This is a genomic window from Rhodococcus sp. NPDC060084 (assembly GCF_042730335.1).
In the GTDB taxonomy this organism is placed as follows: Bacteria; Actinomycetota; Actinomycetes; order Mycobacteriales; family Mycobacteriaceae; genus Rhodococcus.
Window position 1 is genome coordinate 13,606 of the sequence record NZ_JBHWWX010000028.1, and the last position, 20,829, is coordinate 34,434.

Sequence of the window (20,829 nt, forward strand, 5' to 3'; positions counted from 1 at the left end):
TGCGGCAGCCTCGGACGCTACTCGTACACGCGCATCGACGCAGGCTTCCAGAGTCCCGAGCGGTTCACCTCGCTGGTCGCGATCTCCGCGGGAACCGCGTCCGGGTAGTTCGGGACGTACCGCTCCAGCGAGCCCCAGTCGCGGGCCCAGTCGTTCTTCAGATACGTCGGAATCTGTTCGGCACGGGCGAGGACCTCGGTGAATCCGAGCGGACCACCGTTGTCCGCCGACTGCCACGTGTCGGTCGACGACACCGCGAGCGGACGGTCGGGGAGGATGCGGTAGTTCGGCATCTCGGCGACACCGGCCCAGTGATCGAACGGCCGCTGGCACGGGAACTGCAGACCCACGGCCCAGTCCAGCAGGACGGGCTGCTCCGAGCCGATCACGCTGTCGAGGGTGTCGAGGACGGGCACCCGCGGCGGCGTGAACGCGAGCCACTGGTCTCCGGTGAGGTTGGGATCGTTCGCGACGATCCGCACCGCGTCGGTGTCCTCCGGCAGATCTGCGATCGGCACACGCAGGTTCCGCCACGACGGTGCCGGACCGATGTCCCGCGGCAGGTAGGTGCCCTTCGCCTCGACGGTTCCGTCGGGCAGCCGTGTGCCGTACTCGACGAGCAGCGACTGTCCGTAGTTCAGGGCACCGGTGTCGTCGTAGGACCAGACGCGGCCGGCGGCCGAGAGCACGATCAGCGGCGACTCGTCGGCACGCTCGGGCAGCTGGTACCAGCTCGAGGTGAGGCTTGCCGGTTCCTGCACGCCCTGCTGGTAGCTACCGAGGACCGGGGTGACGGCCGGGTCGAGTCCGAACGGCAGGCGCGCGGTACTGCCGTTGACGGTCTGTGCACCTCGTCCACCGGTGGTGCCGCCGCCGGAGCCGGTCTCGAACGTGGGGCCGACACTCTGGTTGTCGGTGTTGCCCTGTCCGGGTTTGACCTCGACGTAGTCGGCGGTGAGGTCGGACGGAACGCCGTCCGGGCTGAATCCACGGGGAGAGGATCCGGCGAGCGGATCTCCGCCGGCCGGAGGATTCGCGGGGTCGGTGATCGGTTCGAGACGGCCCTGGTTGGGGTCGATCTCGACGAGCACGTCGTTCGCGAGGCCGCAGGTGTCACCTGCGAGGGCACCGATGTTGGACCGGGCGAGCGAGTAGGCGGGGTATTGCGCCACAGCGCCCTTGAGGAGTGAGAGCACCTCGAACAGAACCATGACCGCGGCGACGACGGTGAGCGGCGCGGCCGCAAAGGTCCGGATACGGCGGCCCTTGCGCGTCGTCGGTTTCTCCGGTGGCGCCGCATAGCCTTCGCGCAGGTACTGCCAGGCGACGAGGAGCAGCGCCGCACCGAAGAGGATGAGGAACACCGAGCTCGACTGGGTGCCCTGGAACGAGACGGTCTTGTCGAACCACGGAACGCCGTAGCTCGAGACGTACCACCAACCGTTGATGCCGGCGAACGACACCGCGAGGACGAAGAGCAGACCTGCCAGGAAGATCGTGCGGTTTCGCCGCGATCGCAGAGCACTGGCGGAGACGAGCACGGCGGTCAGTGCGGCGAGCGATCCGGCGATGCCCGCGTACGCCCCGAAGTGGTGGGTCCACTTCGTGGGGTTGAACATCATGAAGAACATCGTTCCGAAGACGATGCCGAGCAGGCGCCACGACGGGCTCATGGCGATGCCGGGGATCTTCCGGCGACGCAGCAGCACGAGCATCGTCGTGAACAGGCACAGCAGCATGACCAGGAACGCGAAACGGCGTGCCAGCGACCCGTCGACGGTCTGCACCATCAGGTAGTAGTAGCGGAGGAAGTCGTTCCACCACTCCTCGTTGGGGCCGATGATCGTGCGCACACGGGTGGCCTCGAGGACCGCCGCGAGGGTCTGGTCCGAGAAGACCACCACGAGGACGAGCACACCGGCTGCGCCGATCGGAGCGAGCAACGGCAGCGTGCCGACCTCACGGTGACGGCGGACCACGATGCGCGTCATGGGCCGCAGGCCCGCGATCAGCGCGGCGATACACATCAGGCCGGTCGGGGCGGCCGCCAGCGTGAAGGCGCCGATGATGACGGCTGTCGCGGCCGGCAACAGACGGCCGGTGGCGATCGCGCGCTCGATCGAGCACCACGTCAGCAACGCGCCGAGGGCGACGATCGGTTCGGGACGCAGGCCGTTGTTGTAGGGGAGCCAGAAGGCGAGGAACACCAGTCCGCCGGTCCACAGCGCGATCCGGTTCTCCCGGACGGCGCGCCCGAGCCGGGGCACGACCTCCCGGCTGATGACCATCCAGCAGACGATGGCGGCGAGCAGTGCCGGCAGTCGCATCCACGGGCTCGCCGTGGAGATCTTCGCGAACGCCGCCAGCACGTCGTAGTACCAGCCGAACGGCGCTTCGGGTACACCGAACCACCGGAAGTAGTTCGCCATGTAGCCGGAGTGCTCCGACGCCCGGGCCATCGACAGGAGGTAACCGTCGTCGGAGGTGTTCGCGCCGAAGAAGTGCCAGCCGATGAGCGTGCCGATCACGACGATGTCGACGCCGCTGAACTTCCACCAGCGTGCGGGCAGGAAACGGCGGTGCCCGCGTCCGTCGGTGCCGTCCAGCTTCGCGAGCGCGGCGAGCGCGAGTGCGGTCGACAGGACCGCGAGGATCATGGCCAGCGACTTGACGAGGGTCGGCGACGACGTGAAGCGCGAATCCACGTCCACGGTCACCTCGAGTCCGGGCACCGCGGTGGTCAGGTCACTGAAGACGCCCACGACCAGCGGCCGCAGGTCTCCACCGAGTTCCCCGGCGCGCGGGAGACCGTTCTCGTCGAAGAGCCCGACGAATTCGGCGGTCGTCCGGTCGGCGTCCGAGAACAAACGGATCTCGGTGCACGAACTCGACTCCACCTCGCTGCGCGGTGCCGTCGCCACCACGACGTTGCGGTCGAGCACATCGACGTTCTCCTCGCCGACACGCACGAACATCGCGTTGAGCGCGGCGTCCTGACCGTTCGCGGGTGCGGTCGCGAGCAGCATCCCGCCCGAGTCGGGAAGCTCACCGACCGCGACGCACGGGATAGTCGCCTCGAAACTGAGCGGTACCTGCGACATCAACGGCAGTTCGATGTCGGTGACCGAGCCGTTCTGGGGCCACGTCACGGTCGCTTCCGTGACGCGCACCGGCAGGAACGGCGTCGCTACGGCAAGGACGATGCCGAGCAGTCCCGCGACAGCGGCGACGAGTCGTGCGGTCCGGTACTGCGTACGAAGATCCTCGCCGACGGACCTGAGCGGGGTCTCGCTGGGAGCGGGGGCGGTCGTCACGTCGTCGGGCACGGGTTCCGATGGTATCGGCAGCCCACGTGTGACGGCACACGCCCTCATTCCAGCAGGACAGGCACCCCGTCACGGACACGTCCCGGATTCCACACACCGGACCGCGTGACCTCCTCGGTGTCGATCACCGCACCCGTCGCGTCGGGGTCGATCGGGCGGTACCGCTCGAGCGAACCCCAGTCGCGATCCCAGTCGTGGTTCAGGTAGGTGGGGATGGTCTCGGCGGCCAGGAGCTGCGGTATCCAGCCGAGCGGGCCGCCGCCGATGTCGTCCTGCCAGCCGTTCGTCGCATCGGCACCCACCCGGTCGGGAAGGATGCGGAACTCCGGGACCTCGGCGATGCCGTTGCGGTGACCGAAGGGCCGCTGGCACGGGAAGGCCAAGCCCACCGACCAGTCGATGAGAACCGGAGCCTGCGAACCGACGACCTCGTTCAGCGTGTCGAGGCGCGGCATGCGCGGCGGTGTGACCGCGACCCACTGGTCCGGAGCCAGGTTGCCGTCGTCGACGACGATCCGGACGACGTCCGCGTCGGCAGGGATGGCGTCGGTGGGCACACGCAGGTTGCGCCACGACGGTGACGGGCCGATGTCGATGGGGGAGACCCGGCCGACCGGCGACACTTCGCCACCCGAGGTGGCACCGAACTCGAGTTGCACGTCCTGTCCGGGGGTGATCACACCGTCAGGGTCGACGTAGTGGACCCGGCCGGCCGCCGTGACGACGAGCAGCGGGGTGTCCTCGGTGCGTTCGGGAAGGACGTACCAGCCGGACTCGAGCGCGGCGGCCTGCTGCACCCCGGTCCGGTAACTGCCCAGGATCGGCGTGGTCGCGGGGTCGAGCCCGAACGGCAGGCGGACGGTGCTGCCGTTGACGCCCTGGTTGCCGGTTCGTCCACCGCCGGTGCCCGCACCCGTCGAGGTGGTGGTGCCACCGACTTCGGAGTCGACGGTGTTCGCGCCACCTGTCGTGGAGGTCTCGGCGTCGGCGGTGAGGTCGAAAGCGACACCGTCGGGTGTGAATCCGGTCGACGTCCCGGCACCGAGTGCGTCGGCGACCGATCCGTCGAGCGGCGAGAGCATCGTCGCGTTCGGGTCGGACTCGACGAGAACGTCGTTGGCCAGGGCGCAACTGTCGCCGCGCAGGGCGGACAGATTGGACTGCGCGATCGAGTACGCCGGATACTGCGCCACCGCGCCCTTGATCAACGACAGGACCTCGAACAGCACCACTCCTGCGGCCACGAGAGTGAGCGGCGCGGAGGCGAGTGCCTTCATTCGTCCGTTGCGTTCGGGTCGTGGCGCGACGAACGGTTCACGCAGGTGGAACCATGCGGCCACGATCAGCGCGACCACGGTGAGGCCGAGCAGTGCGGTGGAGAACGCGTACCCGGAGATCGACGGCGGCTTGTCCCACCAGGGAACACCGAAGCTCGAGACGTACCACCAGCCGTTGGATCCGGTGAACGCCATCGCCAGGACGAACAGCACGCCCGCGGTGAAGAGGGCCCGGTTGCGGGCGGACCGGATGCCCACCGCCCCGACGCCGACTGCGGCGAGCGCGGCGATCGATCCCGCGAGCCCGGCGTAGACACCGAAGTGATGCGTCCACTTGGTCGGGGTGAGCATCATGAGGAGCAGGGACGCGAAGACGATGCCGAGGATGCGCCGGGAGGGTCCGATCGCGGTCCCGGGGATGCGGCCCTTGCGGAGAATCAGCATGACGCACACGACCAGGCACAGCAGCATCACGAACACGCCGAATCGGCGGGCGACCGAGCCGTCCGGCGACACCGTCAGCAGCGCGTCCCAGCGCAGCCGTTCGTCGAACCAGGGCACGTTCGGCCCGACCGCGGAGCGCACGCGGGTGGCTTCGAGCACCGACGCGAGAGTCTGATCGGCGAACACCACGACGAGTACGACGGTGCCCGACGCGAGGAGCGGGGCGAGCGGCGCCCATCCCACGAGGGGGCGGCGCGCCACGAGGGCTTTCACGAGGGGGCGGGCGCCCGCGATGAGTGCCGCGACGCAGATGACGCCGGTGGGTCCGGCCGCGAGCGAGAATGCGGCGATGAGGACCGCGATCGCGGCAGGGAGCATGCGGCCGGTCGCGATCGCGCGTTCGATGGAGCACCACGTCAGCAGGGCGCCGACCGCGATGATCGGTTCGGGACGCAGGCCGTTGTTGTACGGGAGCCAGAACGCGAGGAAGACCAGTCCGGCGGTCCACAGCGCCACCTGGCTGTGCCGGACCGCGGTGCCGAGCCGGGGGATGACTTCCCGGCTGATGACCATCCAGCACAGGATCGCCGCGACGAGCGCGGGCAGCCGCATCCACATACTGGCCGTCGACACCTGCGACATCAGCACCAGGACGTCGTAGAACCACCCGAAGGGCGCTTCGGGGACACCGAACCACCGGAAATAGTTCGACATGTAGCCGGCGTCGCCCGATACCCGGGCCATGTTGAGGATGTAACCGTCGTCCGAGGTGTTGGCACCGATGACGTGCCACAGGAGCAGTGTCCCGACGACCACGCCGTCGGCGATCGTGAATCGCCACCAGTGGGAGGGGAAGAAGCGGCGGGCCCGCCGCCGATCCACGCTGTCGAGGCGATGCAGCGCGACGAGAGAAATCACCGTCGAGAGGACGCACAGGATCATCGCGGCCAACTTGATCAGCGTGGGTGTCGACGTGAACCGGGTGTCGAGGTCGGCGCGCACCGACAGCCTCTCGGTGTCCGCACCGGAGGTCAGTGCCGTGGCAGATCCGTTCAGGTCGCTGAACACGCCGACCATCTGGGGCCGGGAATCGCCCTCCACCTCGACGGCGAGCCGCGGGTCCGCGCCCACGACCTCGGCGGCGGTCAGTTCCGCATTCGATGCGACCGTGACGGCGGTGCACGGTGTGTCGAGCGGAGTGGACACCAGCACCGAGTTGCGCAGCACCGCTTCGATCGCACCGGGGTTGCCGTCCGTGCCCGGGACGGCCCTGATGACGAGCGCGGTGTCGGTCGCGTCGGGCGCGCCGGGGGGAACGGTCGACACGAGCGTCCCGCCGTCTTCCCCGAGCGACTCTGCTGCCGAACACGGAACACTCACGCGCAGCGACAGCGGGGTGTACGAGACCAGCGGCGCCTCGAGGTTGTCGAGCGAGTTGTTCTGGGGCCAGGCGAGGCTGGTCGCTTCCTGCCGGACCGGGAGGAACGGGACACTCAGCGCCAGGACGAAAGCGAGCAGACCCGTCACGATCGCGACTACGCGCGCGGTGCGGAACTGCGTCGTCGGATCGGGTGAAGGGGCGTTTTCGGGCGCTCGGGTTTCGGCAGGCACAAGGCCCGATGCTATGCGAGGGTGCCGCTGTGTTCGCCGCGACACCGGAAGGTGCGGTCGGCGTGGCGGGTTCTTCCGACCCCGTCCGGTGCGCCACCGACCCCCACTAGCATCGGACACCATGGACACAGCGACGCCGATCGGACGCGCGCTGCGGGCGGCCGGGATCGCCGAGGTCTGTGACGACACCGCAGCCCGCGCCATGTATTCGTCCGATGCCTCGCTGTATCGCGTGCCGCCTCAGGCCGTGGTCCGTCCACGATCGGTCGACGAGGTTGCGGCCGTTCTCGACGTGTGCCGCCGGGAGGGCGTGCCCCTCACGTCGCGCGGCGCCGGCACATCGCTTGCGGGCAACGCCGTCGGGCCGGGTGTGGTGCTCGATTTCTCCCGCCATCTCGGGCGGGTGCTCGAGATCGATCCGGACGCGCGTACGGCCCGCGTGCAACCGGGTGTCGTGCAGACCGACGTGCAACGGGCCGCCGCGCCGTACGGACTCCGGTTCGGCCCCGATCCGTCCACCCACAACCGCTGCACCGTCGGCGGGATGATCGGCAACAACGCGTGTGGTGCCCGCGCACTCGGGTACGGCCGAACCTCCGACAATGTGGTGGCGCTCGAGGTCCTCACCGGAAGCGGGCACCCGCTGTCGCTGCCCGGCACCGACGGAATCCTCGAACCTCTGCGCGAGATCGTGGCCCGTGACCTCGCCACGGTCCGCACCGAGTTCGGCCGATTCGGCCGCCAGGTGTCGGGCTATGCGCTCGAATGTCTGCTGCCCGAGAACCGGTTCGACGTGCGCGGCCTGCTGATCGGCAGCGAGGGCACGCTCGGCATCACCACCGAGGCGACGCTCCGCCTGGTCGAGGATCCGCGCGTACGCACGATGGTGGTGCTCGGGTATCCGGACATCGTTGCTGCCGGTAATGCGGCCCACACGTTGCTGTGTTTCCGGCCTACGGCGTGCGAAGGACTCGACTCGCGGATCGTCGACGTCGTCCGTTCCCGTCGTGGACCGCAGGCGGTGCCGCCGTTGCCGCGCGGCGCCGCATGGTTGTTCGTCGAGTTGGCCGGCGACGATCCCGACGAGGTCCGTGAGCGCGCGCGGGGACTGGCGACGGCATCGGGGGCGGTGGACACGCTGCAGGTGGACGATCAGGTGCGGGCGGACGCGCTGTGGCGGATCCGGGAGGACGGATCGGGGTTGTCCGCGCGGAGCCCGCAGGGTCTGCCCGCGCACGCGGGGTGGGAGGACGCCGCCGTACCGCCGGAGCGCATCGGGAGCTATCTGCGCGACTTCCAGGAACTGACGGACAGTTACGGCATCACCGGCTATCCCTACGGGCATTTCGCCGACGGATGCATTCACATCCGCCTCGATGTGCCGCTCGAGGTCCCCGGCCTGTTCCGTGAGTTCCTCTTCGCGGCGGGCCGCCTCGTCGCCGACTACGGCGGGTCGATGTCGGGCGAGCACGGTGACGGCCGGGCCCGCAGCGAACTGCTCCCACTGATGTACTCCCCGGCTGCGATCCGACTGTTCGGCGCCGTGAAGTCGGTGTTCGACCCCGACAACGTCCTCAATCCCGGGGTGCTCGTCGACCCGCGCCCCGTCGACCTCGATCTGCGAGTGCCCGCCGCGCGAAAAGTGGACGTCGACTTGGGTTTCCGGTATTCGGACGACGGCGGGAACTTCACGCAGGCGGTCCACCGCTGTACCGGTGTCGGCAAGTGCCGCGCCGACACCACCGCTGTCGGCGGCGTGATGTGCCCGTCCTACCAGGCAACCCGCGAGGAGAAGGATTCCACCCGCGGACGGGCCAGGGCGCTGCAGGAGATGCTCAACGGCACGCTCGTCACCGACTCGTGGCGGTCGAAGGAAGTGCACGACGCTCTCGATCTGTGCTTGTCGTGCAAGGGCTGTCTGTCGGACTGCCCCACCGGCGTGGACATGGCCACGTGGAAATCCGAAGTGCTGCATCAGACCTACCGGGGCAGGCTCCGTCCTGTCGCGCACTACAGTCTCGGCCGGCTACCGCGCTGGGCGGCCCTCGCATCCCGCGCACCCCGGCTGGTCAACAACCTCACGCGGATACCGGGAGTCGCCGCAACGGGACTCACGCTCGCGGGCATGGACCGGCGCCGCACCGTCCCCGCCTTCGCGCCCCGCACGTTTCGTCGCTGGTTCGCCGACACCGCTGCGCAGCGGTCCCGGAGCGGGCGCCCGGTGGTGCTGTTCGTCGACACCTTCACCGAGTACTTCACCCCCGAAGTCGGCGTGGCCGCGGTGCGGGTACTCGAAGCTGCCGGGCACCGCGTGCTGATCACCGAGGAGCAGCAGTGCTGCGCCTTGACGTGGATCACCACCGGTCAGCTCGGAACTGCTCGAAAAATATTGGGACGCACCATTTCCGAGTTGTTTCGTATCGGAACGCCGATCGTCGGGATCGAACCGTCGTGCACCGCGGTGTTGCGCTCGGATGCAGTCGAGATGCTCGGCTCCGAACCGGCCCGGATCGTCGCCGACAGTACCTCCACGCTCGCCGAATTCCTCGGGGACTGGACGCCGCCGTCACTCGACGGCACCACGGTCGTCGCCCAGCCGCACTGTCACCATCACGCTGTCATGGGGTGGGGCGTCGACGCCGCGCTGCTGCGGACCGCAGGCGCGCAGGTGCAGCGGCTCGGTGGGTGCTGCGGCCTCGCGGGGAACTTCGGCGTCGAACGCGGGCACTACGACGTCTCCGTCGCGGTGGCGGGCGCACAGCTTCTCCCGGCAGTCGAGGCCGCGTCGGCCGACACCGTCGTGCTCGCCGACGGATACTCGTGTCGGACCCAGATCGGCGATCTCACCTCACGCCGCGGCACACATCTCGCGGAACTTCTGGCGTCGCGTCTCCCGTAAACGATGAATTCCCGGCCCGGGGCGGGTCGATGTAGGGACACAACCGATATGTGACACCGCATCGATCCCGGGAGACTCTCATGACCACCACCTCGCAATCAGTTCAGCGCACCGACTACGCCGTTGTGTCGAAGCCCGCTCGCATCGCCGGGCTGGTCGTCACCGCACTGGTAGTGCTTTTCCTGCTCTTCGACTCGGTCATCCATCTGATGAACACGTCGCAGGTGAAGGACGCAATGGCCGAACTCGGCTTCGACCCGAGCCTGAACAGGGTCATCGGGGCCGTCCTGCTCGCAAGCCTGGTGCTGTACGTCGTACCGGTCACGTCGATCCTCGGGGCAGTGCTGATCACCGGGTACCTCGGCGGCGCGGTCGCGACCAACATGCTCACCGAACAGCCGATCCTCAGCACGACCCTGTTCCCGATCTACGCCGGGATCTTCGTCTGGGGAGGCCTGTACCTGCGCGACGCCGGCGTCCGGGCCGTTATGCCCCTGCGGCGCGCGTGACCACCACGAACGGACCGACCTCGGTGACCGCGAAGCGCGGGTCGTCGAACAGTTCCTCGGGGAAGGTCACCGTGTAGCGACGCACGTTCGGGTCGTTCGGATACACGTCCTCGGCCAGGCGCAGTGTGTAGCCCTCGGCGCTCTGCCGGAACACGATGGCGTCGGGGGCTCGCCACGGCAACTCGTCCCACGCAGCGATCAGTTCGTCGGCGGACCCGAGTTCGGCCCAGCTCTCGATCGCGGCGGCGCGAGCCGCGAAGTCCGCCAACGGATTCGCGTAGTGCGACGTCAAAGCCTGGAAGCCGAAATACGGGTAGTAGGCAAGGAACGAGGTGTCGGCGGTGAGAACGACCCAGTCGCTGCGTTCCGGCCCGAGTTGGGAGGTGAGCACGTCGTCGACCTCCCCGAAGTAGGACGCCGCGCCCGGCGGTCGTTGTTCGGCACGCTCGCCGTTGCCGTCGGTGTCGCTGTAGGCGAGGTTGATCTCGTTGGTCAGTACCTGCGGGATGTTCTGCGCGAAGGCCAGCGCACCCAGAGCGCCCACCGCGACCAGGACCGTGCGTACCCGCGGATTGTCGCTGGTGGCCAAGCTGATCCAGCGGGAGAAGTCGACGAACGCGAACGCACCCGCGGCTCCGAGAAGCACCAGCAGGATCACCTCGAGCCGGAACGCCAGCAAGGTGTTGCCCAGGACGGTGAACGCCATCGACGCGAGGTACCAGAGGTAGACGGCGACCACACCGAGCCCGAGGGCCTGCGCCCGACGCGACGACGTGGCTCTGCCGATCAGCCACACGGTGCCGAGCAGGCACAGCAACCCGACCAGGGAGGCGTGGAACATCGGCAGCGGCAGGCGCGCGCCGGCCTCGGGCAGATAGTGCGTCGCGGTGCCCGAACCGGACGGGGAGTTGCCGCCGACGACCTCGGCGAGGAACGGTGCCCACACGATCAACGCGATCAGCATCGCGATGGCGGCGATCGCGGCGAACTTCGTCAACACGGGGAGGGCGGCCCGCCACGACCCTCCGGAGCGGCGCGCCAGGATTGCGGCGGCGACCGCCATCACCGTCACCGCGAACGCCGCGAGCCCCAGATAGAGCGTGTAGAACGTGGCGGCGACACCGAGGAACACGCCTGTTCCGACGGCCGCGCCCCACCCCTGCCGGCCGTGTCCGCGGCGTCCGTCGTCGCCGGGGCCGCGTACCGGCGACAGGGCACCCCACGCGAGCACGAGAGCGGGCGGGAGCAGCAGCGCGATCACCGCGCCGTACGGCTCCGGAGATCCGTAGGCCAGCACGATGGCGGTCGTGGCCGTCGCGGCGAGCACGGCCAGGTCGGAGCGGACGAGTTCGGACCACAGGACCAGAGCGAGCACCGCCGCGACGGCGATCGACGCGATCGCGTACGGCTTGAACGCCTCCCAGCCGTCCATGCCCAGAACGTTCGCCACCCGTCCACCGATCCAGAACCACCCCGCGGGGTAGAACGGCGGCAGGTCTGCGTACGTCATGTCGCGCAGGGCCGGACTGTCGGTCAGGCGCGTCAGGAACTCGGTGCGGAACTCCTGGTCGACGGAGATGCCGTGCAGATAGAGGCGGGTCGCGGCGAGCGGCATGCCGAGCGTGGCGGTGACCAGGCCGGACAGTGCCGCCCAGGACAGGACCCGCGCGCCCCTCACGAACTTGCGGCGACGCAGCAGGAAGATCGACAAGCCCAGTGCTGCCAGAGCCGCGACCTGCATGACGGTCGTCACCGCCTGGGTGACGTTCGACGAGTTGAACGCCGGCCACTGCACCCGGCCGAAGGCGAACAACCCGACGGACGACACGAGCACCGCCACGACCACCGCGGCGACCATGGCGCCTGCGGTGGCCGCGATCCGACGGAACGGAGCGACGGGAAGGGCGGGGGAGCTCACGGGCGCGTCGGTCACGATTGCCGAGCTTAGTGAACGCGCGCGGACATACCGGACGGGTGCAGGCTGCCGGGCTCTCCTGCGACTCCTACATCGGCAGCTTGCGGAAGATCGCGCGCGGGACGTGACGTAGCACCATCATCACGAACCGGAAGGTGCCCGGTGCCCAGACGATCTCCTTGCCCTTGTCGGACGCGGCGACCGCGAGCTTCGCGACGTCCTCCTTGTTCACGGTCAGCGGTGCCTCGTCGACGTGGGCGCTGAACTGGGTGCGCACCTGACCGGGACGCACCACCGTGACGCGGGGCCCGAACTTCGCCAGCGCTTCGCCGAGGCCGAGGTAGAAGCCGTCGAGTCCGGCCTTCGTGGAGCCGTAGACGAAGTTCGCACGCTTGACGCGTTCACCGGCCACCGACGACATCGCGATGATGCGCCCGAAGCCCTGTGCCTTCATCTTCTGGCCGATCAGCACGCCCACCGAGACGGCGGCGGTGTAGTTGACACCCACGACCTGCACGGCTTTGCGCTGGTCCTGCCAGAGCGTCTCGGCGTCCGCGTCAAGGCCGAACGCGACGATCGCCACGTCGACGTCGCCGCCACTCCATGCCCGGTCGATGACCGCGGGATGGCCGGCGGTGTCGAGCGCATCGAAGTCGATGAGCTCGACCGATGTGGCACCGGCGGCCTTCGCCTGGCTCACGGCGTCTTCGCGGCGGGAGTCGCCGGGCAGCGCCGCGAGGATCACGCGGGCGGGAGCCTTGCGCAGGTACTCCTCGACGATCGCCAGGCCGATCTCGGAGGTGCCACCGAGCAGCAGCAGGGTCTGGGGGTTACCCACGGCGTTGATCATCAGTGCAGTTCCAACCTTCTGGACATATCGGAAGCGAAGACATTGGTGGGGTCGACCGAGCGGCGCACCTTGAGCCACTCGTCGATGCGCGGGTACATCGCGTGGAACGTCTCGGCAGACGTGCGCGAATCCTTCGCGGTGTAGAGGCGGCCGCCGAATTCGAGGACCCGCTTGTCGAGTTCGCGAACGAACTCGTTGAGGCCGTCCTTGATCGGGAAGTCCACGCAGACGTTCCACCCCTTCATGGGGAAGCTCAGCGGCGCCTTGTTGCCTTCACCGAACAGCTTGAACACGTTGAGGAACGAGTAGTGCCCCGACCGCTGGATGTCGCGGATGATCTTCTTGAACTCCTCGACGGCCTCGGGCGGCACCACGAACTGGTACTGCAGGAACCCCTTGGATCCGTACGCCCGGTTCCACTCACCGAACAGGTCGAGCGGATGGTAGAACTGCGTCAGATTCTGGATCTGGCCGGTCGCGTTCTTGGTCTTGCGGTAGTACAGCTCGCCGACGATCGAGAAGTCGAACTTGTTCGCCAGACCGTTCGGGAAGACGTCGGGGAACGTCAGCAGCGTCGACCCGGAGAAGCGCAGCGGATCCTTCTGCAACTTCTTCGGCAACTGGTCGAGCGTGGCGAGGGAACCGCGCGACACCGCGGCGCGCCCGAGCTTGGGCGGCGCGGAGATCGCGTCGAACCACGCGCTCGAGTAGTCGTAATTCTCCTCCGAACCGTCGCTGTGCAGCGCGATGGTCTCGTCGAGGCTCTCGGTGCGCGCACTGTCGGCGATGAAGTACGCCGTCTCGGTCGGCGTCATCTCGATGGTCGCGCGAAGGATGATGCCGGTCAGGCCCATGCCGCCGACGGTCGCCCAGAACAACTTGGAGTTGCGGCCGGTGGGGGTGCAGGTGCGGACCTGCCCGTCGGCGGTGAGCAGTTCGAGGGAACGCACATGGTTGCCGAAGCTGCCCGCGCTGTGGTGGTTCTTGCCGTGGATGTCGGAGCCGATGGCGCCACCGACGGTGACCTGGCGCGTTCCCGGCAGGACCGGTACCCACAGGCCGAACGGCAGAGCCGCCCGCATCAGCTGGTCGAGGTCGACACCGCCGTCCACCACGACACGCCGCGAATCGCGGTCGATGCTGTGGATCTTGTTCAGTGCCGTCATGTCGATGACGAGCCCGCCCGCGTTCTGGGCCGGGTCGCCGTACGAGCGGCCGAGACCGCGCGCGATGACGCCACGGCGCAGATGCGCCGGCTTGGACTCGTTGTCTTCCGCGACTCGCGCGACTGCCTGCGCGATCAGTTCGACATCGGGTGTGGTGAGCACCTCTGCGGTGGTCGGCGCGGTGCGCCCCCAGCCGGTCAGGGTGCGGGTCTGGGTGGGGAGAGGCTCACTCGCCTGCTCTGCAGCTGTCGTGGACATCAGGACAAAGGCTACCCGCGTGACCGCACGGCACTGCAAGAGCAGGGTTACCCCCCGTACGGCTTTGTGAGGATCTCCAGGTTGTGACCGTCGGGATCCGACCAGTAGACGCCGCGGCCCCCGTCGCGGGTGTTGATCTCCCCGCTGTGGCGATGCGCGGGATCGGCCCAATACTCCAGGTCACGTGACTTGATCCGGGTGAGGATCTCGTCGAACTCCTGTTCCCCGACAAGGAAGGCGTAGTGCTGCGACCGGACGGGGTGTGCGTCGGCCATGAAGTCCAGGGAGACGTCGTTGTCCACCTGCACAACGAAGAAGGGTCCGTACGGGGTCGGCGATCCGACACCGAGGATCTCCGAGAGGAGGACGGCAGATCCCTTCGGGTCGGTCGCGTGGACGATGGTGTGGTTCAGCGCGATGCTCATGTATCCGAGGGTGCAACCTCGAGCGGACTCGAGGTCAACTGTCGGTTCGGTCGGGGGCGTTACCCTCGTCTGCGTGCCCGAACCCCATGACCACGTGCAGCCGTTGCCGGAACACCACGCACCGCTGGCCCCGGAATTGCCGTTGACCGATTCCACGGCCGACGACGCGCTGTCGCTCAAGACGCAACTCGTGCGGTTCGTGCTGACGGGTGGCCTGTCGGCGGTCGTCGACTACGGCCTGTACGTGTTGCTCATGGCGCTCGGCGTCACCCGCGACGGAGCGAAGGCGCTCTCGTTCGTCGCGGGCACAACCACCGCGTACCTCATCAACCGGCGGTGGACGTTCAAGGCGGAGCCGAGCAAGGTGCGCTTCGCCGCGGTCGTGGCTCTGTACGCCGTGACGTTCGCCGCGCAGGTCGGCATCAACGGCGTGCTCAACGACTCGCTCGGGAACGAGTGGTGGGTCACCCCGTTCGCGTTCGTCGTCGCGCAGGGCACCGCGACCGTCATCAACTTCGCCGTGCAGCGTCTGGTGATCTTCCGCATCCGCTGAACTCGGGTGAGTTGTTGCCCGCTGAGCGGGCACTTTCCGACCAAGCTTTTCAGCGGCGGCGGTCCAGGGCCGCCTGTATCTGCCGGATAACCCCGTCCGGGTCCTCGACCAGCGTGTGCCAGGTGAACCGAAGGACATGCCACCCGGCATTGACCAGAACGTTCTGCCGCTCGGCATCCCGGCGTTGACGATGCGCGTCGCGGTGCCATGCCCACCCGTCCACTTCGACTGCCACCCGGCCCGCCTCGAAGACCACGTCGATCTCGAACCCGCAGCTCCACGCGTGCGCGCGCCAGCCCGTCAGACCCGCGTCGCGCAGGAGCCGATGCAGGATGCGCTCGGCTTCCGAATGCCCGCCGTCGCCTGCCGAGCACAGCAGGCGTGACGCGGCGCGGGCGCCGTGCCGCCCGGAGTTTCTGCGGTGGACCCGCTGGAGAACGTCGAGCGACGTGTGCCGCTGCAACGCGCGATCCATGAGCACCGACCCACTCGGCATCTCGGTTGCGGCTTCGAGCACGGTGAGCGGCAACGCCGTCACCGGCAGGCTCCGGACCACCACGGTGTCCTTCCAGTGCAGGTCCCGTCGTCGCACGCGGGTCGATCGCGTGCACGACCGTATCCGGTGGTGGGGAACGGTCACGTAGTGACGGGCCGGTGGGCGATCGAGCAGTCCGTGCCACCACGCGGCGCTCGGACCCCACGCGACCGCCTCGGCCCCGGCTCCGTACACCGCCGCACGCAGTTCGACGCCCGCGGTGCGCTCGCGGTCGGAACGCAGGTAGACGCCGGGTACGAGGGTGAGCCATTCACCGGTCCCGACGGTCCGGCTCACCGACGTCGAACTCATGCCGCATCGGAGTGCCTGGGTGCGGGTGATCACTCCGTCCTGCTGGGCCATGACGGCGTGGATCTCTGTGCGGTTCATGTCTCGTTCGACGCGGCGTGCCGGTGGGAGGTTCCCGTACTCCCCGTCTTTGGTGGGACAGTGCCCGGCCAGCGGGCACTGTCCCACCCAGGTTTTCAGAACTCGGGGAGCAGGCCGGCAGACTGCGCGTCGGCAAGGGTGGGGGCGGCGCGGTCCTTGGCCGACAATTCGTACTCGAGCGGGGCGCCGTCCCTGCCCACGGCCGGCCAGTCGATACCGATCTCCGGGTCGAGTGGATGCACCTCGTGCTCCCGCTCCGGGGTGTAGGGCGTCGAGCACAGGTACACCACGGTCGAGTTGTCTTCCAGGGCAAGAAAACCATGTCCCAATCCCTCGGACAGGAAGATCGCCCGACGGTCGGTCGTGTCGAGCAGTACCGAATCCCACAGCCCGAATGTCGGCGACCCGACACGCAGGTCCACCACGACATCGAGCACCGAACCCGAGACGCACGTGACGTACTTCGCTTGTCCCGGTGGCACATCCGCGTAGTGGATACCCCGCAGCACCCCGGCCGCCGAGACCGAGCAGTTCGCCTGCGCCAACTCCAGCGACCGCCCGGTCGCCTCACGGAAGGTGGATTGCTTGAACCATTCGAGGAACAGTCCCCGTTCGTCACCGAATGTGGCCGGCGTGATCTCCCACGCCCCGGCGATCTTCAGTTCGCGATACTGCATCCCCTAGAAATCCCTTCCTCGTTCCAGCAGGTCGATCAGATATCTCCCGTACCCGGATTTCGCCAAGGGCTCGGCCAGGGCACGTAATTCGTCGTCGGTGACGAATCCGCGCCGCCACGCCACTTCTTCGGGAGCGCCGATCTTCAGACCCTGCCGTTGTTCGATCGTGCGAACGTAGTTCGACGCATCGAGCAGCGAATCGAACGTGCCGGTGTCGAGCCACGCCGTACCGCGCGGCAGCACCTCGACCTGCAACTTCCCGGCCTCGAGATACGTGCGGTTGACGTCGGTGATCTCGTATTCCCCGCGCGCGGACGGTCTCAGCCCGCGCGCGATCTCGACGACGTCGTTGTCGTAGAAGTACAGTCCCGGCACCGCGTACGGCGACTTCGGGTCGACGGGTTTCTCCTCGAGCGACAGCGCGCGACCCGCGGAATCGAACTCGATCACCCCGTAGGCGGAGGGATCGGACACCCGGTAGGCGAACACCGCGCCTCCGTCGATGTCGGCGAACCGGATGAGCTGGCTGCCCAGGCCCGGGCCGTAGAAAATGTTGTCCCCCAGGACCAATGCCACCGATTCGGTACCGATGTGATCGGCACCGAGCACGAAGGCCTGTGCCAGACCGTCCGGGTGTTCCTGCACGGCGTAGGTCAGCTCGATCCCGAACCGCGACCCGTCGCCGAGCAGTCGCCGGAACTGGTCGAGGTCGTGTGGAGTGGTGATGACGAGGATCTCCCGGATGCCCGCCAGCATCAGCGTCGAGAGGGGGTAGTAGATCATCGGCTTGTCGTAGACGGGCGTGAGCTGCTTGCTGATGCCCAAGGTGATGGGATGCAGTCGCGAACCGGTCCCACCGGCCAGGATGATTCCGCGCATGCGGGCAAGTGTTCCACGTCCGCGGAGATGCCAGGCAGATGTCGGTAGGGTTTGGCGTCATGAGGCTGCTCGTCACCGGCGGCGCCGGATTCATCGGCGCGAACTTCGTGCACCGGACTGTCGCCGACCGCCCGGACGTCGACGTGACGGTCCTGGACAAACTCACCTACGCCGGCAACCGGGCGTCACTCGACCCCGTGGCCGGGAAGATCACCTTCGTGCACGGCGACATCGCCGATCCCGAACTCGTCGACCGTCTCGTCGCGAACGCCGACCTGGTGGTGCACTTCGCCGCCGAGTCGCACAACGACAACTCGCTGGCCGACCCGACCCCGTTCGTGCACACCAACCTCGTCGGCACGTTCACGCTGCTCGAAGCCGTGCGCCGATACGACGTGCGTTATCACCACATCTCCACCGACGAGGTCTACGGCGATCTCGCGCTCGACGACCCGGCGAAGTTCACCGAGGCAACCCCCTACAACCCGTCGAGCCCGTATTCGTCGACCAAGGCCGGCTCCGACCTGCTGGTGCGCGCGTGGGTGCGCTCGTTCGGCTTGCGGGCGACGATCTCGAACTGCTCGAACAACTACGGGCCGTATCAGCATGTGGAGAAGTTCATTCCGCGGCAGATCACCAATGTCCTGACCGGGGTGCGGCCGAAGCTGTACGGCAGCGGTGCCAACGTGCGCGACTGGATTCACGTCGACGACCACAACAGTGCGGTGTGGACGGTCATCGACAAGGGCCGGATCGGGGAGACGTATCTGATCGGGGCGGACGGCGAAACCGACAACCGCACGGTCGTCGAGACCGTGCTCGAACTGTGCGGCATGGACCCAGAGGCGTTCGATTTCGTCACCGACCGGCCGGGGCACGACCTGCGCTATGCGATCGATGCGACGCGGTTGCGCACGGAGTTGGGGTGGGAGCCGCAGTACCGCGATTTCCGCTCGGGCCTGGCGGCGACGATCGAGTGGTACCGCAGCCACGAGACGTGGTGGATGCCACAGAAAACCGCCACCGAAGCCGCGTACGAACGCAGCGAACGAATCCTCGGTGGTTGAGCGACCTGCGGTTCTTGCATATTCCGGCAAACAGTGTGATCACGACGAAACGCGCTACCTCCGCCCGCATGCCGTAGAGACAGCTATTTGCGCTGCTACTGTCGCATCCGTAACAGGATCGACCACAGCGGGGAGTAGCTCGATGGAGCAGGCAACTGCCGGCGACACGACAGCGATCGACAGCAACGCGGACGCACTGGACAGCGCCCTCACCGAACCCGTACGACGGGATCGGTTGATTGCGCAGCGCGGCGTCTTTGCGTCGCTGTCGCCTCGGGTGCCCGGAAAGATGTACGTCGTCACAAAGGGTGACGCCGCGGCCGACCGTTACGGTCTCCAGCTGGCCGACGGCGCGAGCGCCCACACCAACACGTACTTCGGCAGGTTCCCCGCCAGTTTCTGGCAGCGCTGGACCGACGTGAAGACGGTGAACCTGCAACTGACGTACGGCTGCTCGGGTAGCGCACGATTCGTCGTCCACGCCTCCGACGCCAAGGGCCGTGAACGGATCGTCTCGGTCGAGACGGTGTCCGGATCGGGCGAACTCGATCTCGAGGTGCCGATCGAGCGGTTCGTCGACGGCGGCGCGATCTGGTTTGCCGCCGAGGCCAGCAACGGCTCACTGCTCGTCTCCGACGCCCGCTGGACGGTTGCGGCGCCCGAGCACCTGCGTCCGGCCGCGGTCGTGATCTGCACGTTCAATCGCGCGGACGACTGCACCGTGACCGTGGGTACTCTCGCCTCCGACGACGGGGCGATGGCCGACATCGACGCGGTGTGCATCGTCGACCAGGGCACCGACCAGGTGCGGTCGCGTCCCGCGTTCGGTGAGGTCGCCGAGAAACTCGGCGACAAGCTCATCTACCTGACCCAGCCCAATCTCGGCGGCGCCGGCGGTTTCTCCCGGGGCATGTACGAGATCACCGGGTCACCCAACTCGGCGCACGCCAACGTCATCGTCATGGACGACGACATTCTGTGCGAGCCGGAGTCGGTGCTGCGCCTGAACGCGTTCGCGAACATGACGGTGCAGCCGACGATCGTCGGTGCCCAGATGTTGTCCCTGAGCAATCCCCAGGTCCTTCACGTCAGCGCCGAGCGCGAGGTGCTCGACGAGATCAAAGCCGGTGAGCTGACCCCGGGCGCCAAGATGGGCGTCGACCTGATCAAGAAGAAGCAGGATCCGCGGTTCGACGCCGGCTGGAACGGCTGGTGGACGTGTCTGCTGCCCGCCGAGATCATCGCCGACTGCGGGCTGCCGATTCCGCTGTTCTTCCAGTGGGACGACATCGAGTACGGCATCCGCGCGCGTTTCGCCGGGCACCCCACGGTCACGCTGCCGAATGCGGGCGTGTGGCACGCCGACTTCTACCTCAAGGACTACGACGACTGGGCGCGCTACTTCAGCATCCGCAACGGTCTCGTCGTCTCGGCGATCTACGGGCGTTTCGACGGACCCGACATCTCCAAGTACCTCTTCCGCAAGATCGGCGAACTCATCGTTTCGATGCAGTACGGTCTGGCCGCCACGTTCATCAAGGCGGCGGAGGACTTCCTCGCCGGCCCCGATTTCCTGTACGACGGTGGTCAGTCGGTCCTGAAGGAACTGCGCGAACTGCGCGACCGCTACCCGGAGACCAAGCCGCTGCCCGCGTCGCAGGTGGGTAAGGAATCCGATCCTCATACGCAGATGTCGGTGTGGGACTTCGAGCCCGACAAGAAGCGTGAGGGGCTCGTGCTCCTCAAGCGCGCGGTGCAGCAGCTCGCGGGCAAGGTGGACCGTCGTCCCGTCACCGTTCCCGCGGATTACGCGGACTGGTGGCACGTCTCGCTGTTCGACGGCGCCGTGGTCACCGACGCGTCGCAGAACGCGGTGCGGGTGCGTCGCCGCGACAAGGACACGGCGCTGGATCTCACCAAGCGGGCCGCGAAGGTGTGCTGGCAGCTCCGCAAGGAAGCTCCCCGGATGAAGACGGTGTGGCAGGAAGCGATGCCGAAGCTCACGAGCCGCGAGAACTGGGCGCGGCTGTACGGCATCGACGACTGAC

At 67.8% G+C, this 20,829-nt stretch carries 14 protein-coding genes; 5 read left to right on the top strand and 9 right to left on the bottom strand.

Going from position 1 to position 20,829, the window contains the following annotated elements:
* Window positions 1–17 precede the first annotated feature (17 nt).
* Together ACFWBU_RS14860 and ACFWBU_RS14865 are read right to left on the bottom strand one after the other, a co-directional pair.
* Complete coding sequence (locus ACFWBU_RS14860) at window positions 18–3,326, bottom strand: arabinosyltransferase domain-containing protein (RefSeq protein ID WP_378528611.1); 3,309 nt, start codon at window positions 3,324–3,326, stop codon at window positions 18–20.
* A 44-nt stretch (window positions 3,327–3,370) separates the two neighbouring features.
* Window positions 3,371–6,658: an arabinosyltransferase domain-containing protein gene (locus ACFWBU_RS14865; RefSeq protein WP_378528612.1), complete on the bottom strand. Its 3,288-nt coding sequence runs from the start codon at window positions 6,656–6,658 to the stop codon at window positions 3,371–3,373.
* A 121-nt stretch (window positions 6,659–6,779) separates the two neighbouring features.
* Here ACFWBU_RS14865 and ACFWBU_RS14870 point away from each other — a divergent pair, with 121 nt between their 5' ends.
* Together ACFWBU_RS14870 and ACFWBU_RS14875 are read left to right on the top strand one after the other, a co-directional pair.
* Complete coding sequence (locus ACFWBU_RS14870) at window positions 6,780–9,557, top strand: FAD-binding and (Fe-S)-binding domain-containing protein (RefSeq protein ID WP_378528613.1); 2,778 nt, start codon at window positions 6,780–6,782, stop codon at window positions 9,555–9,557.
* Window positions 9,558–9,637: 80 nt separating this feature from the next.
* Window positions 9,638–10,066, top strand: a complete 429-nt coding sequence (locus ACFWBU_RS14875) for a DoxX family protein (RefSeq protein ID WP_378528614.1) — start codon at window positions 9,638–9,640, stop codon at window positions 10,064–10,066.
* On the opposite strand, the gene ACFWBU_RS14880 is transcribed toward ACFWBU_RS14875, so the two are convergent.
* The 4 genes from ACFWBU_RS14880 to ACFWBU_RS14895 form a co-directional block, all read right to left on the bottom strand.
* The gene (locus ACFWBU_RS14880) at window positions 10,044–11,924 is read right to left on the bottom strand and encodes an arabinofuranosyltransferase (RefSeq protein WP_378528630.1); all 1,881 of its coding nucleotides are present in this window, start codon (window positions 11,922–11,924) and stop codon (window positions 10,044–10,046) included. The genes ACFWBU_RS14875 and ACFWBU_RS14880 overlap by 23 nt on opposite strands.
* Window positions 11,925–12,069: 145 nt before the next feature.
* Window positions 12,070–12,831, bottom strand: a complete 762-nt coding sequence (locus ACFWBU_RS14885) for a decaprenylphospho-beta-D-erythro-pentofuranosid-2-ulose 2-reductase (protein WP_169620767.1) — start codon at window positions 12,829–12,831, stop codon at window positions 12,070–12,072.
* Complete coding sequence (locus ACFWBU_RS14890; protein WP_378528615.1) at window positions 12,831–14,255, bottom strand: FAD-binding protein; 1,425 nt, start codon at window positions 14,253–14,255, stop codon at window positions 12,831–12,833. Before ACFWBU_RS14890 ends, ACFWBU_RS14885 begins: the two co-directional genes overlap by 1 nt.
* A 47-nt stretch (window positions 14,256–14,302) precedes the next feature.
* The gene (locus tag ACFWBU_RS14895) at window positions 14,303–14,680 is read right to left on the bottom strand and encodes a VOC family protein (protein WP_169620765.1); all 378 of its coding nucleotides are present in this window, start codon (window positions 14,678–14,680) and stop codon (window positions 14,303–14,305) included.
* Here ACFWBU_RS14895 and ACFWBU_RS14900 point away from each other — a divergent pair.
* Window positions 14,679–15,233, top strand: a complete 555-nt coding sequence (locus ACFWBU_RS14900; RefSeq protein ID WP_378528631.1) for a GtrA family protein — start codon at window positions 14,679–14,681, stop codon at window positions 15,231–15,233. The two genes, ACFWBU_RS14895 and ACFWBU_RS14900, sit on opposite strands and share 2 nt — an antisense overlap.
* Window positions 15,234–15,282: 49 nt before the next feature.
* On the opposite strand, the gene ACFWBU_RS14905 is transcribed toward ACFWBU_RS14900, so the two are convergent.
* The 3 genes from ACFWBU_RS14905 to rfbA all read right to left on the bottom strand — a co-directional run bounded on the left by ACFWBU_RS14905 (window position 15,283) and on the right by rfbA (window position 17,714).
* Window positions 15,283–16,158: a type IV toxin-antitoxin system AbiEi family antitoxin domain-containing protein gene (locus ACFWBU_RS14905; protein WP_169652228.1), complete on the bottom strand. Its 876-nt coding sequence runs from the start codon at window positions 16,156–16,158 to the stop codon at window positions 15,283–15,285.
* A 95-nt stretch (window positions 16,159–16,253) separates the two neighbouring features.
* Window positions 16,254–16,835, bottom strand: coding sequence for a dTDP-4-dehydrorhamnose 3,5-epimerase (rfbC, locus tag ACFWBU_RS14910; protein ID WP_378528616.1), 582 nt, complete (start codon window positions 16,833–16,835; stop codon window positions 16,254–16,256).
* Window positions 16,836–16,838: 3 nt separating this feature from the next.
* A complete protein-coding gene (gene rfbA / locus ACFWBU_RS14915) occupies window positions 16,839–17,714 on the bottom strand; it encodes a glucose-1-phosphate thymidylyltransferase RfbA (protein WP_169620762.1) in 876 nt (291 codons plus the stop codon).
* 59 nt (window positions 17,715–17,773) lie between these two features.
* On the opposite strand from rfbA, the gene rfbB reads away from it, so the two are divergent.
* Entirely contained in the window at window positions 17,774–18,781 is a 1,008-nt protein-coding gene (gene rfbB, locus ACFWBU_RS14920) for a dTDP-glucose 4,6-dehydratase (protein WP_169620761.1), read from the top strand.
* A 142-nt stretch (window positions 18,782–18,923) separates the two neighbouring features.
* Entirely contained in the window at window positions 18,924–20,828 is a 1,905-nt protein-coding gene (locus tag ACFWBU_RS14925) for a glycosyltransferase (protein ID WP_296550616.1), read from the top strand.
* The last annotated feature ends 1 nt before the right edge of the window (window position 20,829 follow it).